Below are 13,711 nucleotides of genomic sequence, written 5' to 3'. Positions count from 1 at the left end.
CCGAAGGACCAGCATGACCCGATTCACCCTGACCATCACCGCCACCCCCGCGGACATCGACGAGCTCGGCCACGTCAACAATGCGGTCTGGGTCCGCTGGATTCAGGACATCGCGACCGCGCACTGGGATGCGATCGCGCCGCCCGAACACCGCGCCGCCTATGTCTGGGTCGTGACGCGCCACGAGATCGACTATCGCGGCAACGTGCAGGCGGGCGAGACGGTCACCGGCGAAACTTGGGTCCCCGAGCCCCCCAAGGGCGCCCGCTTCGACCGCCACGTCCGCTTCACCGGCGCCAATGGAAAGGTGAAGTTGGACGCGATTACCACCTGGGCGCTGATCGATCGAGCGACCGGCCGGCTCCTGAGGGTCCGCTCGGACATCGCGGCGCCGTTTTTGGCTTAGATTTTGAGGGTCTGCGGACGCCCAAACTCCCGTTCGTGCTGAGTAGAGACCGAGCGAAGCCGAGGGCTCGTATCGAAGCACAGGTTCCGCGCGCCAACCTGTCCTTCGATACGCGTCTTCGCCTTCGCTCAGCCGCTACTCAGGACGACCGGTAACGAGCCTAAACCGCCGCCCTTACCGCCTCACAAATCCGGTCCACCACATGCTCGACCTGCCCCGGGTCGTCCCCCTCGGCCATCACCCGGATCACCGGCTCGGTCCCCGACGGCCGGATCACCAGCCGCCCGCGCCCGGCCAGCTCCTCTTCCGCCGCCGCGATCACCGCCTTCACCGACTCCGCCTCCAGCGGCTTGCCCCCCGCAAACCGCACATTCTTCAGCAACTGCGGCAACGGCACGAACCGGTGCAGCACCTCGCTTGCCGGCGCCCCCGCGCGCTTCACTTCGGCCAGCACCTGCAACGCCGCGACCAGCCCATCACCCGTCGTCGCATAGTCGCTGAGGATGATATGCCCCGACTGCTCGCCGCCGACATTATACCCCCGCGCGCGCATCGCCTCGAGCACGTGGCGATCACCCACCGACGTGCGCACCAGCCCCAGCCCCTGCGCCGCCAGATGCCGCTCGAGCCCCAGGTTCGACATCACCGTCGCGACCAGCCCGCCGCCGGCCAGCCGCCCGGCCCGCGCCCAGCTCGTCGCGATCGTCGCCATCAGCTGGTCGCCATCGACCACCGCGCCCTTTTCGTCGACCACGATCAGGCGGTCGGCGTCGCCGTCGAGCGCGATGCCGATGTCGGCGCCGCTCGCGACCACGGTCTCCGCCAGCGTCTGCGGCGCGGTCGATCCAACGCCGTCGTTGATGTTGGTGCCGTTCGGCGTCACCCCGATCGCGACGATATCCGCGCCCAGTTCCCACAAAGCAGATGGCGCCACCTTGTACGCGGCGCCGTTCGCGCAATCGATCACGATGCGCAGGCCATCGAGCCGCAGATTTTCGGGAAAGGTCGATTTCGCGAAGTGGATATAGCGCCCCTGCGCGTCGTCGATCCGCCGCGCACGGCCGATCTGCGCGGAGGGCACCAACGCGACGTCGCTGTCGATCAGCGACTCGATCGCTTGCTCCGCCTCGTCACTCAGTTTGTACCCGTCAGGCCCGAACAGCTTGATCCCGTTATCAGCGAATGGATTGTGGCTGGCGGAAATCATCACCCCGATGTCCGCGCGCATCGATTGCGTCAGCATCGCCACCGCGGGCGTCGGCATCGGCCCGACCATTACGACATCCATGCCGACGCTGGTGAAGCCCGCGACCAGCGCGGATTCGAGCATATAGCCCGACAGCCGCGTATCCTTGCCGATTACCACGCGATGCTTGTGCTCACCCCGCAGAAAATACGCACCCGCCGCCATCCCGACCTTCATGGCCAACTGCGCGGTCATCGGCGCGACGTTGGTCGCCCCGCGAATTCCATCCGTACCAAAATATTTTCTTGCCATCGGCATCGTCCTGTCCCGCTATCTCGCTTCGGTCGTTCTTAGCGCGGCACAGTAACAAGGGCGAGCATGTCGCAGACAACACGTATCCTGATCGCGCTGATCGGCGGCATCGCGCTCGGCATTGCCGCGGCGGCGTTCGTACCGGCCCAGGCGCTGGTCGCAACTGCGATCACGCAGCCGATCGGTGCCGCCTGGCTCCACGGGCTGCAGATGGTGATCGTTCCGCTCGTTGTCGGGCTACTCGTGACCGGTATCGGCGCTACCACAGAGGCCGCGCGCGCCGGGCGGATCACGGCGCGCGCGATGGTGATGATCGTTATCATCCTGTGGAGCACGACGCTGATGTCCGCGTTCGTGATGCCCCTGATCCTAGACGCCTTCCCGTTGCCCGCGGGTTTGGGGGCCGCGCTGCGCGAGGCGCTGACCGGAGCCGCGCCAGTCGGCCCGGTGCCCGGGATCGGCGCGTTCTTCGACACCATCGTCCCGACCAACATCATCGCGGCCGCCGCGAGCGACGCCTTCCTACCGCTCACAGTCTTCTCTCTCGCCTTCGCCTTTGCGGTGACCAAATTGCCGGACGATCAGCGCCGCATCCTAACCGGCTTCTTCCGTGCGGTGGTCGAGGCGCTGCTGGTCATCATCCACTGGGTGCTAAAGCTCGCGCCGATCGGCATCTTCGCGCTCGCCTACGGCGTCGGGGCACGCACCGGCACTGCGGCGTTCGGCGCGCTTCTGCATTACATCGTCTGCGTCTCGGCGATCGGGTTCATCGTGCTGCTCGCGGCCTATCCGATCGGCATGATCGGCGGCCGCGTCAGCCTGCGCCAGTTCGCGCGCGCGGTCGCGCCCGCGCAGGCGGTTGCGATCAGCACCCAGTCGTCGCTCGCTTCGCTTCCCGCGATGCTCAAGGGATCGACCGAACTCGGTGCATCCCCCACCACGGCGGGCATCGTGCTGCCGCTATCGGTCGCCGTCTTCCGCGCCACCAGCCCGGCGATGAACCTCGCCGTCGCGCTCTACGTCGCGCACTGGTTAGGACTGCCGATCGGCCCCGGGCAGATGGCTGCCGGTGTCGCCACCGCCGCGATCACGACGATGGGGTCGATCTCGCTGCCCGGCACGATCAGTTTCGTCGCCTCGGTCGCCCCCGTCGCGCTTGCGATGGGCATTCCGCTCGAAGTGCTGGGTCTACTCATCGCAGTCGAAACCATACCCGACCTGTTTCGCACTGTCGGGAACGTGACGATGGACACCGCCGTTACCATCTCCGTCGCAGCCCGCACCGAAAGCACCGGTGCCGGCCAGGAGATTCCCGATGACATATCGCACGCTAGGCCCTGATTTCGAAGTTTCCGCGCTCGGCCTCGGGCTGATGCCGATGGCCGGCATCGGAAAAGGCATGTACGGCGTCGCCGACGAGACCGAGAGCATCGCCACGATCCACCGCGCGATCGAGCTCGGCGTCACCTTGTTCGACACCGCCGAGATATACGGTCCGCTGAAGAACGAGGAACTCCTCGGCAAGGCGATCCGGGGAAAACGCGACGGCGTCGTCATCGCGACCAAGTTCGGCTTCCGTTACGACGACAATGGCATGACCGGCGTCGACAGCACCCCCGCCAATGTCCGCCGCGCCTGCGAAGGCTCGCTCAAGCGCCTCGGCGTCGAGACGATCGACCTGCTCTACCAGCACCGCGTCGACCCGAACGTGCCTATCGAGGACACCGTCGGCGCGATGGCCGAGTTGGTGCGCGAGGGTAAGGTGCGCCACCTGGGCCTTTCGGAAGCGGGCGTCGCCACGATCCGCCGCGCTGCCGCGACGCACCCGATTGCCGCGCTGCAGAGCGAGTATTCGCTGTGGGAACGCGACGTCGAGGAGGAAATTCTGCCCTTGTGCCGCGAACTCCGTATCGGCTTCGTGCCGTACAGCCCCTTGGGCCGCGGCTTCCTGACCGGTCAGATCACCAGTCGCGACGACCTGCCCGAAGGCGATTACCGCCGCAACGATCCACGCTATTCGGACGAGAATTTCGCCAAGAACATGGAAATGGTCGCGGTGGTGAAGACTATCGCCGACACCAACGGCGCGTCGCCGGCACAGGTCGCACTCGCCTGGCTGCTCGCGCAGGGTGACGATATCGTCCCGATCCCAGGGTCCAAGCGCCGCCTTACACTCGAGGACAGCATGAAGGCGGCAAACGTCACGCTGTCAGCGGCCGATCTGACCAAACTCGACGCTGCCGCGCCGCGCGGCGGCACCGCCGGCCCCCGCTACGGCGAACGCGCCATGGCTATGACGCGGATCTAACGTCCCGTCATCCCGGGCTCGACCCGGGGTCCCGCTCTTCGTCGTTGAGGTAGCGGGACCCCGGGTCAAGGCCGGGATGACCGAATTCTCACTGAACTCCGTGCATCCACTTCTTGATCAGCGGTGAGATCAGCAACAGCACCACACCGATCCCGGCGGAGACCAGCCCGATCGTCCAGAACACGCCGACATAGGTATCCAGGCTGACTTTCAGGTTGGTCACCTGCCCGCCGACCGTCTCGACGCTCGCCACCTGTGCGACCACGCCCGCGACATATTGCGCGACCGAGATCGACAGGAACCACACGCCCATCATCAGCCCGACGACGCGCGCGATCGACAGCTTGGTGATCATGCTGAGGCCAACCGGCGAGATGCACAATTCGGCGAACGAGTGGATGAAGTAGAGCCCTGCGAGCCACCAGATCGCGACCTTGAAGGTCGGACCGACCATGCTCGCGCCCCAGACCAGGAACAGGAAGCCGACGCCGACGCCGATCAGCGCGATACCGAACTTCACTGGAATGGACGGCTCGATGCCCTTCGCCGCCAGCTTGGTCCACATGATCGACATCACCGGTGCCAGCGCGACGATGAAGAACGCGTTGAAGAACTGCGTCTGCCCCGCCGAGATGCTGAACAGCCCGAACACGTTAAGATCGGTATTGCGATCGGCGAACAGCGTGAGGCTCGACCCGGCCTGTTCGAACAACGTCCAGAAGACGACGTTGAACACGATCAGCACCATCGCCGCCAGCATCATCTGGAACTCGCGACGCTCGCCGTTGACGAACGACCAGATCAGGATGCCGGGCACCGCGACGATGAACGTGCCGAACAGCAATTTGCCCATCAGCGACAGCGACGCGATATAGCCGATGATCCCCGATCCGGGCACCGGCGGCTCGGCGTTCATGAGATTGACGAACAGCAGGTAGAAGATCGGGATGCCGAGCAGCGCGGCGGCATAGATGCCCAGCGCACGATCCGGTCCGGTGCGCACCGGTGGCTCGCCATAGCCGTTCAGCTTGCCGCCATCGAACTGGATCAGCGTCCACGAGAACAACATGCCGATCGCGGCGAGGCCGAACCCCGCCCACCAGCCGAACGCGACTGCAAGGAACGGGCACAGCAGCTGCGAGAACAGCGACCCCAGGTTGATCCCCATGTAGAAGATCGTGAACCCGGCATCGCGTCGCTTGTCACCCTGCGCGTACAGCTCGCCGACCATCGTCGAGATGTTGGGCTTGAAGAATCCGTTGCCGACCGAGATCATGCACAACGCCAGCAGCATGATCGTGACATAGAAGCTGCTACGCTCGGCGCCGGATTCGAACCCGCCCTTTTCGACCGTCCGCGCGGTCGATCCATCGGCGGCGAGCAACGAGACGGTGCCGTCGTCGTTACCCTTGATCTTCAGCTTGTTCGCGCCGTCGACCAGATAACGGACCTCGCTGTCGGCCTGATCCACGACCTGGATTTCATACTGCTGGTTGGCGATCGTCGCATAGGGCTTGGCGGTCTCGCCACCAAAACACAGTAGCAGATAGCCCAGCGCCATGATGATCGCGCCGAACTTAACCGCACGCTTGGAGCCCAGATACTGGTCCGCCAGATAGCCGCCGATCAGCGGCGTCAGATACACGAGAGCCGTATAGCCGCCGTACAGCCCGGTCGCCTCACGGTCGCCGAACACGAAATGCTTGGTGAGATACAGCGTGAGCAGCGCACGCATGCCGTAATAGCCGAACCGTTCCCACATCTCGGTGGTGAACAGACGGGCCAGCTGCCGCGGATGACCGAACCAGGTCTCGCCGTCGGCCGGGTTGACGTGCGTGATATCCGGCTCGCGCGGGGTGTCCGCGGTCGGGGTGTCCACCATTCATACGCTCCCTGATACTGGACACCGTCGCATGCGGCGTCGCCATGGTCGCGCGACCCTAGCGGCAAAGCCCGCCCTGTAAATATCGCGGTGCAGCGCCTATCTCCGCTCGCGATGCTCAACGACACCTCCAGCCCGCTCGCGATGCTCGCCACCCGCCGCTCCGGCAAGCCGCGCGATCTCGTCGCGCCCGGTCTCGACGCCGATCAGCTCGCGCGCATCTTGCTGATCGCCGCGCGCACTCCCGATCACGGCAAGCTCGCGCCCTGGCGCTTCGTCGTGGTCGGCGCGGACCAACGCGCCGCGCTCGCCGCGCTGATCATCGACGCCTATCGTACCGAACGCCCACAGGCGTCGCGCACCGAGATCGAGGCGCTCGACCAGTTCGCGCATCAGGCGCCGACCCTCGTCGTCGTCATGGCCTCGCCCAAGATCGACAGCCATATCCCGCTCTGGGAACAGGACCTGTCGGTGGGTGCCGCGTGCATGAACCTCCTCCACGCGGTCCATGCTCAGGGGTTCGCGGGCGGCTGGCTGACCGGCTGGCCAAGTTTTTCCGACGCCGTCCGCGATGCGTTCGGCGAAGCGCCTGAGCGGATCGCCGGCTTTATGTTCATCGGCACGCCCTCGCGCGCCCTTGATGAACGCCCGCGCCCCGATATGGCACGGCTCGTCTCGACATGGCGGCCTTGATCCAAAGCAGGACTCGACGTTTTAGCCAATTGCTGTATTAAGTCAGCATGACAGCGCTAAGCAGCGACGACAGCCCCGTATACATCCGTCTCCGCGGGACCATCGCCGCCGGAATCCTGCGCGGCGATTATCGTGCCGGTGATCAGCTCCCTTCGGTCCGCGCATTTGCCGCCGAACATGGCGCCAATCCGCTCACCGTGGCCAAGGCCTATCAAAGCTTCCAGGACGATGGCTATGTCGAGGTCCGCCGCGGCGTCGGCATGTTCGTGCTGCCCGGTGCCGCCGAAGCGCTGCGTGTCGCGGAGCGCGAAACCTTCGTGCTCACGCATTGGCCGCGCATCCGCAGCCATATCGACCTGCTTGGCCTCGACGCGCACGACCTGCTGACTCGCGAGCACGTCTGACGTTGGAGCACCCGTTGCGGGGCATCGCCGCGCTGACCCTTATCTGGGTCGTCGGGCTGCTCGTATCGGGCTGGCACCCCTATGACCGGGCCACGTGGTGGATGGAGGTAGCACCCGCGCTGATCGCACTGCCGATCCTCTGGGTTACCGGACGGCGCTTTCCACTGACGACCCTGGCCATCCTGCTGATCGGCCTGCACGGACTCGTGCTGATGCTGGGTGGGGCCTACACCTATGCGCGGGTGCCGATCGGCTTCGACGTGCAACACATCTTCGGCTTGGCACGTAATCCCTACGATCGCTTCGGCCATTTCATGCAAGGGTTCGTGCCCGCGATCGTATTCCGCGAACTGCTGATCCGCCGCGGTGGCCTGCGCCCCGGCGCGTTGCTCGCGAGCCTGGTCGTCGCCTGCTGCCTCGCCGTCAGCGCAAGCTACGAACTGATCGAATTCGCCGCAGCGATGGCGCTCGGCCAAGGCGCCGACGAGTTCCTCGGCACGCAAGGCGATCCTTGGGATACGCAATGGGACATGCTGATGTGCCTGGTCGGCGCGCTGATCGCGCTACCGCTTCTCTCCCGGCTTCATGATCGTCAGCTAGGACATCACCGCTAAACGCAAAAATGGCCGCTTGCGCGGCCATCTGTAACCCAAATCTGTAGAAAAACTGGAGCGGGCGAAGGGATTCGAACCCTCGACCCCAACCTTGGCAAGGTTGTGCTCTACCCCTGAGCTACGCCCGCTCTGGCGCCTAATCCGCTAGCGACAGGCGCTAGTGGCTGGGTGAGGCGCGGCACTAGCCCGACCTTCCGTGAACCGCAACCCCCAAGTGCAGAGATTTCCCGCTTGGCGACTCGCCCAATAGAACATAACAAGAACATATATGGCCGACTCGACCGCCCTGCTTGCCCATCTGCGCAACCTTGCCGCCCCCGCGGTACCGCGCCAAGCCGATTCGCGCCCCGTCGATGCCTGGCTCGGCGCGGGGTTGGCGCGCGCGCAATTGCACGAGGTGTTCGCGGTCGAGGTCGATGACGCGCCCAGCGGCGCCGGCTTCGCGATCGCCTGCGCGCTGGCGGCGGACGCGATGCCGCTGCTGTGGCTGCGGACCGAGGCGAGCGAGCGTCAAGGCGGGCGGCTGCATGCCACCGGCCTTACCGAGCTCGGTATCGACGCATCCACCCTGCTGATGGTGCTGGTCGCGGATGAGGCCGCGCTGTTGCGCGCCGCCGCCGACGCCGCACGCTGTCCGGGCCTCGGCACGCTGCTGATCGAATCCTGGGGCCGCGCACCGGGACTCGACCTGACCACGACGCGGCGCCTGATGCTCGCGGCCGAATCGTCGGGAGTCACCGTGCTCTCCTTGCGTGTCGCCGCCCAGCCGGTACCGAGCGCCGCGGCGACGCGCTGGCGCGTGACCGCCGCGCCGTCGCGCGCGCTGGAAGCGGACGCGCCGGGAGGCCCCGCCTTTCAAGTCGAATTGTTGCGCCGACGCGGAGGCCATGCCGGCCTCGGCTGGTGCGTGGAGTGGAACCGTGACACGCGAAATTTCGATTCCCCGGCGCTATCTGGCGCTGGTCTTCCCCTGGCTTCCGGTGGAGCGGCTGCGGACCGAGCGCCCGCATCTGTTCGTCGGTCGGGCTGAGGCCCCGCTCGCCTTCGTCGAATCGGTCGCTGGCGGCATCCGCCTGAAGGCGCTCGACCGCGAGGCGATGCGCGCCGGTCTCACCGCCGGGCTGACTCTCGCCGACGCGCGCGCGCGCGTTCCCGAACTCGAAGTCTATCCGCACGATGCCCATGCCGATCACGCCTGGCTCGAACGGCTGGCGGACGGGTGTCAGCGCTACACGCCCTCGGTCGCACTCGATCCGCCCGACGGGCTGATCCTCGACATCGCCGGCTGCGTCCACGAATTCGAAGGCGAACGGCGGCTGGCGGCCGATCTCGAGGATCGCCTGGCGCGGCGCGGCCTGCTCGTCCGCCACGCCTTCGGCGACACGCCAGATGTCGCGCGCGCGCTCGCCCGCTTCGCCGGCGCTCCCGCCCCCGACGAGCGCCGCGCGGTGAAGCGCCTGCCGGTCGCCGCGCTCGGCCTCGACGACGACGATACGACCGCGCTGGTCCGCGCCGGGCTGAAGACCGTCGGCGACGTCATGTCCCGTCCGCTCAGCGTCATTGCCGCGCGCTTCGGCGAGGGCGCAGCGATGATGGTCCGCCGCCTGAACGGCGAGGTGAAGGGCCCGATCGTTCCACGCCGCACTGTGCCCAAGATCGGCGTCGAGCGCCGCTTCGCAGAGCCGATCGCGCGCACAGATTATGCGCTGGAGGTGCTGGCCGAACTCGCGACCGAGGCGGCGGACACGCTCGCCGAACGCCACGAAGGCGGCAGGCGGTGGGAGGCGCGCCTGTTCCGCGCCGACGGCCTCGTCCAGCGGCTGCGCGTCGAAACCGGCACCCCGACGCGCGACGTCGCGCTGCTGATGCGGCTGTTCCGCGAACGCATCGACAGTCTCGCTGATCCGCTCGACCCCGGCTTCGGCTATGATCTGATCCGCCTCGACATCGCGCTCGCCGAGAAACTCGATGCAAGCCAGCTAAAGCTCGAAGGCGGCGAAGCGCAAAAGGGAGAGGTCGTCCAGCTGCTCGACCAGCTCGGCACCCGCCTCGGCCGTACCCGTGTCCGGCGCTTCTCGGCGCGCGACAGCCACATCCCCGAACAGGCCGAACTCATGTTGCCGGCCAGCGACCCCGTCCCCACCGCTCCCTGGGTTCCCCCGGAAGAGGGCGAGCCGCCGCTCCGGCCAATCTACCTGTTCGATCCACCACAACCGATCGATTCGATGATGGCGGAGGTCCCCGACGGGCCGCCCAACCGCTTCCGCTGGCGCCGCACGGTCCATGAGGTCGCGCGCGCCGAAGGGCCGGAGCGAATCGCCGGCGAATGGTGGCGCCGCGACGACATCCCTACCCGCGACTATTTCCGCGTTGAGGACCGCAAGGGCCGCCGCTTCTGGATTTTTCGGCATGGCCTTTACACCGAACTAGAGAGCCCGCGCTGGTATCTCCACGGGCTGTTCGCATGAGCGATGCGCCGCCGAGGTTCGTCGAACTCGTCGCGGCGACCAATTATTCGTTTCTCGATGGGGCCAGCCAAGCATTCGATGTCGTCGCCACGGCGGCCGTCTTGGACCACGCAGGCGTCGGCATCGTAGATCGCAACACGGTCTCCGGTGTCGTGCGCGCGCATTCCGAACTCGCCAAGATGCGCACCGGACAGCGCGGACCGATGATTCCCCCCGACAATTTCAAGCTCGTCGTCGGCGCGCGTCTCGTCTTTGCCGATGGGACACCCGACATCGTCGCCTATCCCACGACGCGGCTCGGTTGGGGCCGGCTGACCCGCCTGCTCACGGTCGGCAATTTGCGGGCGGAAAAGGGCAGCTGCATTCTTGGGCTGGGGGACCTGATCCGTCATCTTCAGGATCTGCTGCTGATCGTCCTGCCGAGAAGCAGCGCTAGAGCCACGTCGCCGCGACGCGGTGCCCTGCTTCCGCCGCGCCGGTCGGATGCCAGCCTCACCACGACGCTCGCCCGCCTGAAGCGCGCTGCACCCGATCGCGTGTGGCTTGGTGTGACGATGACGCATGCCGGACGCGATCGTCGCGCGCTGGTGCGGCTCGCGCGGGTTGCCGACGGCATTGGCGTGCCGATGCTGGCGACCGCCGATGCGCTCTATGCGCACGCCGACGACAAGCCGCTTCACGACATCATCACCTGCATCCGCGAGGGCGTTACCGTGCATAAGGCCGGCCGGATCCTGGCGGCCAATGCCGAGCGCCATATCAAGCCACCCGGAGAGATGGCACGGCTGTTCGCCTCCCGGCCCGAGGCGATCGCCGAGACGATACGCTTCCTGGGCCGCATCACCTTCGATCTTACAGACCTGTCCTACGAATATCCGCACGAGCCCGTGCCCGATGGGTGGGACCCGCAGGCATGGCTCGAAGAGCTCAGTTGGACCAAGGCCCGCGAGAGATTTCCAGACGGCGTTCCGGAGCGCTTGGTCAAGCTGCTCGAGGAAGAGCTCCCGCTGATCCGCGAACGCAACTACGCCTATTATTTCCTGACGGTGCACGACATCGTGAAGCACGCGCGGTCGCTCGATCCACCGATCCTGTGCCAGGGCCGCGGGTCTGCAGCCAATTCAGCGGTCTGCTGGCTGCTCGGCGTCACCTCGGTCGATCCGATGAAATACGACCTGCTGTTCTCGCGCTTCGTCTCGTCCGAGCGCGACGAACCGCCCGATATCGACATCGATTTCGAGCATGAGCGGCGTGAGGAGATCATCCAGTACATCTATGGTCGCTATGGCCGTCACCGTGCGGCGATCGCGGCCACCGTCATTCATTACCGCCCACGTTCGGCCGTGCGAGAAGTCGGGCGGGCGCTGGGGCTGAGCGAAGACGTCACAGGCCGTCTGACTAGCACCGTATGGGGCAGCTTCTCCGATCGGTTCGAGAATGATCGGCTGAAGGACAGTGGTTTCGATGCGGACAACCCGCAGATCGTGCAGCTGTGCGATCTTGTCCGCCAGCTGCTCCAATATCCACGCCATTTGTCGCAACATGTCGGCGGTTTCGTGCTGACCCAGGGTCGGCTCGACGAGACCGTGCCGATCCATCACGGCGCGATGGAGGACCGCACCTTCATCGAATGGGACAAGGACGACATCGATTACCTCAAGATCATGAAGGTCGACATCCTCGCGCTCGGCATGCTGACCTGCATCCGCAAGGCGTTCGACCTGATGGCGGTCACCGGGCACGCCACGCCAGATCTCGGCACCGTCGCCACAGACGAGGACGATGCCGTCTACCACATGCTGCAGGACGGCGATTCGGTCGGTGTGTTCCAGGTCGAGAGTCGCGCGCAGATCAACATGTTGCCACGCCTCAAGCCGCGCGAATTCTACGACCTCGTCGTCCAAGTCGCGATCGTCCGCCCCGGCCCGATCGAAGGCGACATGGTGCATCCGTATCTGCGTCGGCGTGCAGGCAAGGAAAAGCCCGAACTCCCCTCACCCAAGCCGCCGTACAATCAAAATGAGCTGCGAGACCTCCTCCGCTTCACCTATGGCGTGCCACTGTTCCAGGAACAGGCGATGAAGCTCGCGATCGTCGCGGCCGAGTTCACCCCCGACGAAGCCAACCAGCTCCGCAAGGCGATGGCGACCTTCCGCAACGTCGGCGGGATGCACGACTTCAAGGCGAAACTTGTCGGGGGCATGGTCCGGCGGGGGTATGAAGAGGCATTCGCCGAGCGCTGCTACAGTCAGATCGAGGGGTTCGGTTCCTACGGCTTCCCCGAAAGCCATGCGCTCAGCTTCGCGCGGCTGGTCTATGTGTCGTCATGGATCAAATGCTTCTTTCCTGCCGTGTTCGGCTGCGCGATTTTGAATTCGCAACCGATGGGCTTCTACGCGCCCGCACAGCTGATCCAGGATGCCGTCGAGCATGGCGTTGAGGTCAAACCGGTCGACATCAATCATAGTGGCTGGGACAATAGGCTGGAGTCCGTCTCGCCAGGCCGCATGAACCGCGTGACGCGATCGTCCAACCCGGCGCGCGGGGGTCGTCAATGGGATCCCGATGGCCGCAAGGATGGCGCATGGGCCGTCCGCCTCGGCTTCCGCCAGATCGACGGGTTCCGCGAAGACTGGGCCAAGGACATGGCAAAGGCCGCCCCGTTCGCCTCCATCGAAGACCTCGCCCGCCGCGCGAACCTGCCCCAGCGCGCGATGAACCTGCTCGCCGACGCCGACGCGTTCCGCTCGATCGACAAAGGGCGCAGGGAAGCACTGTGGGACGTCCGCCGCACGCCCCCCAAGCAGCTGTCGCTGTTCGCCGCCGCCGGCGCCCCCGAACTCGGGCAGGAACCCGACGCGCGGCTGCCCGTGATGCCGCTCAGCGAAGAGGTCGCCGCCGATTACCAGACCACGCGGCTGTCGCTGAAAGGCCATCCGATGGCGTTCCTCCGCTCGCACTTCGCCGCCGAAGGCATCCTCACCTCCGCGCAGGCCAACGCCACCAAGGACGGCCGCCGCGCGAAGGTTGCCGGCGTGGTCCTGGTCCGGCAGCGCCCCGGCAAGGGCAACGCGATCTTCATCACGATCGAAGACGAGACCGGCGTCACCAACGGCCTGATGTGGGCACGCGACTTCGAGGCCAACCGCCGCGCGGTGATGGCCTCGCGCCTCATGGTCCTCGAAGGCGTGATCCAGCGCAGCGAGGAAGGCGTCACCCACCTCATGACCGCGCGCGTGCAGGACCGCAGCGACATGCTGCGCCTGCTGTCGGAAGATCACGCGCTGACCCCGCCGCTTGCGCGATCCGACGAGGTGATCCGCCCCGTCCTCACGCGCAGCCCCGATCCGCGAACGCGCCACCCGCGGGACGTTCGCGTGCTGCCCAAGTCGCGGGACTTCCATTAAACGACGCGCGGCCCCAAATAGGCGCCTACGC

At 66.1% G+C, this 13,711-nt stretch carries 11 protein-coding genes and 1 tRNA gene; 9 read left to right on the top strand and 3 right to left on the bottom strand.

The annotated features are described in order from the left end of the window. The first annotated feature begins 13 nt into the window (after positions 1–13). Positions 14–406 carry an acyl-CoA thioesterase gene (locus tag U1701_RS04115; RefSeq protein ID WP_332781242.1) on the top strand — a complete coding sequence of 131 codons (393 nt, stop codon included), beginning with the start codon at positions 14–16 and terminating at the stop codon, positions 404–406. Between the two features lie 160 nt (positions 407–566). On the opposite strand, the gene glmM is transcribed toward U1701_RS04115, so the two are convergent. Continuing rightward, positions 567–1,904 carry a phosphoglucosamine mutase gene (glmM, locus tag U1701_RS04110; RefSeq protein ID WP_332781241.1) on the bottom strand — a complete coding sequence of 446 codons (1,338 nt, stop codon included), beginning with the start codon at positions 1,902–1,904 and terminating at the stop codon, positions 567–569. A 66-nt stretch (positions 1,905–1,970) separates the two neighbouring features. Between glmM and U1701_RS04105 the strand changes: the two genes are divergently transcribed. Both U1701_RS04105 and U1701_RS04100 read left to right on the top strand, forming a co-directional pair. After that, positions 1,971–3,245, top strand: a complete 1,275-nt coding sequence (locus U1701_RS04105; RefSeq protein ID WP_332781240.1) for a dicarboxylate/amino acid:cation symporter — start codon at positions 1,971–1,973, stop codon at positions 3,243–3,245. Further along, positions 3,220–4,212 (top strand): aldo/keto reductase, encoded by a 993-nt coding sequence (locus U1701_RS04100; protein WP_332781239.1) that lies wholly within the window; start codon positions 3,220–3,222, stop codon positions 4,210–4,212. Before U1701_RS04105 ends, U1701_RS04100 begins: the two co-directional genes overlap by 26 nt. An 88-nt stretch (positions 4,213–4,300) precedes the next feature. Here the strand turns inward: U1701_RS04100 and U1701_RS04095 are convergent, their stop codons facing one another. Then, complete coding sequence (locus U1701_RS04095; RefSeq protein ID WP_332781238.1) at positions 4,301–6,094, bottom strand: peptide MFS transporter; 1,794 nt, start codon at positions 6,092–6,094, stop codon at positions 4,301–4,303. A gap of 114 nt (positions 6,095–6,208) precedes the next feature. Between U1701_RS04095 and U1701_RS04090 the strand changes: the two genes are divergently transcribed. The 3 genes from U1701_RS04090 to U1701_RS04080 are packed head-to-tail and all read left to right on the top strand — an operon-like array spanning position 6,209 to position 7,805. Next, complete coding sequence (locus U1701_RS04090; RefSeq protein WP_332781448.1) at positions 6,209–6,787, top strand: nitroreductase family protein; 579 nt, start codon at positions 6,209–6,211, stop codon at positions 6,785–6,787. A gap of 47 nt (positions 6,788–6,834) precedes the next feature. After that, entirely contained in the window at positions 6,835–7,191 is a 357-nt protein-coding gene (locus tag U1701_RS04085) for a GntR family transcriptional regulator (protein WP_332781237.1), read from the top strand. Between the two features lie 14 nt (positions 7,192–7,205). Next, positions 7,206–7,805 carry a DUF2238 domain-containing protein gene (locus U1701_RS04080; RefSeq protein WP_332781236.1) on the top strand — a complete coding sequence of 200 codons (600 nt, stop codon included), beginning with the start codon at positions 7,206–7,208 and terminating at the stop codon, positions 7,803–7,805. Positions 7,806–7,858: 53 nt separating this feature from the next. Here U1701_RS04080 and U1701_RS04075 read toward each other — a convergent pair. Beyond that, positions 7,859–7,933 (bottom strand) — tRNA-Gly (locus U1701_RS04075). Positions 7,934–8,073: 140 nt separating this feature from the next. On the opposite strand from U1701_RS04075, the gene U1701_RS04070 reads away from it, so the two are divergent. The 3 genes from U1701_RS04070 to U1701_RS04060 are packed head-to-tail and all read left to right on the top strand — an operon-like array spanning position 8,074 to position 13,680. Then, the gene (locus U1701_RS04070) at positions 8,074–8,835 is read left to right on the top strand and encodes a hypothetical protein (protein ID WP_332781235.1); all 762 of its coding nucleotides are present in this window, start codon (positions 8,074–8,076) and stop codon (positions 8,833–8,835) included. Next, positions 8,744–10,273: a Y-family DNA polymerase gene (locus tag U1701_RS04065; RefSeq protein ID WP_332781447.1), complete on the top strand. Its 1,530-nt coding sequence runs from the start codon at positions 8,744–8,746 to the stop codon at positions 10,271–10,273. The genes U1701_RS04070 and U1701_RS04065 overlap by 92 nt, the downstream gene beginning before the upstream one ends. Next, positions 10,270–13,680 (top strand): error-prone DNA polymerase, encoded by a 3,411-nt coding sequence (locus U1701_RS04060; protein WP_332781234.1) that lies wholly within the window; start codon positions 10,270–10,272, stop codon positions 13,678–13,680. Before U1701_RS04065 ends, U1701_RS04060 begins: the two co-directional genes overlap by 4 nt. Positions 13,681–13,711 lie beyond the last annotated feature (31 nt).

The organism is Sphingomonas rhamnosi (assembly GCF_036663615.1).
In the GTDB taxonomy this organism is placed as follows: domain Bacteria; phylum Pseudomonadota; class Alphaproteobacteria; order Sphingomonadales; family Sphingomonadaceae; genus Sphingomonas.
This window is presented reverse-complemented; position numbering and strand designations above follow the sequence as displayed.

Coding starts and splice junctions, on each gene's coding strand:
- U1701_RS04115 (WP_332781242.1), top strand. CDS start 14: ATGACCCGATTCACCCTGACCATCACCGCCACCCCCGCGGACATCGAC.
- glmM (WP_332781241.1), bottom strand. CDS start 1,904: ATGGCAAGAAAATATTTTGGTACGGATGGAATTCGCGGGGCGACCAAC.
- U1701_RS04105 (WP_332781240.1), top strand. CDS start 1,971: ATGTCGCAGACAACACGTATCCTGATCGCGCTGATCGGCGGCATCGCG.
- U1701_RS04100 (WP_332781239.1), top strand. CDS start 3,220: ATGACATATCGCACGCTAGGCCCTGATTTCGAAGTTTCCGCGCTCGGC.
- U1701_RS04095 (WP_332781238.1), bottom strand. CDS start 6,094: ATGGTGGACACCCCGACCGCGGACACCCCGCGCGAGCCGGATATCACG.
- U1701_RS04090 (WP_332781448.1), top strand. CDS start 6,209: ATGCTCAACGACACCTCCAGCCCGCTCGCGATGCTCGCCACCCGCCGC.
- U1701_RS04085 (WP_332781237.1), top strand. CDS start 6,835: ATGACAGCGCTAAGCAGCGACGACAGCCCCGTATACATCCGTCTCCGC.
- U1701_RS04070 (WP_332781235.1), top strand. CDS start 8,074: ATGGCCGACTCGACCGCCCTGCTTGCCCATCTGCGCAACCTTGCCGCC.
- U1701_RS04060 (WP_332781234.1), top strand. CDS start 10,270: ATGAGCGATGCGCCGCCGAGGTTCGTCGAACTCGTCGCGGCGACCAAT.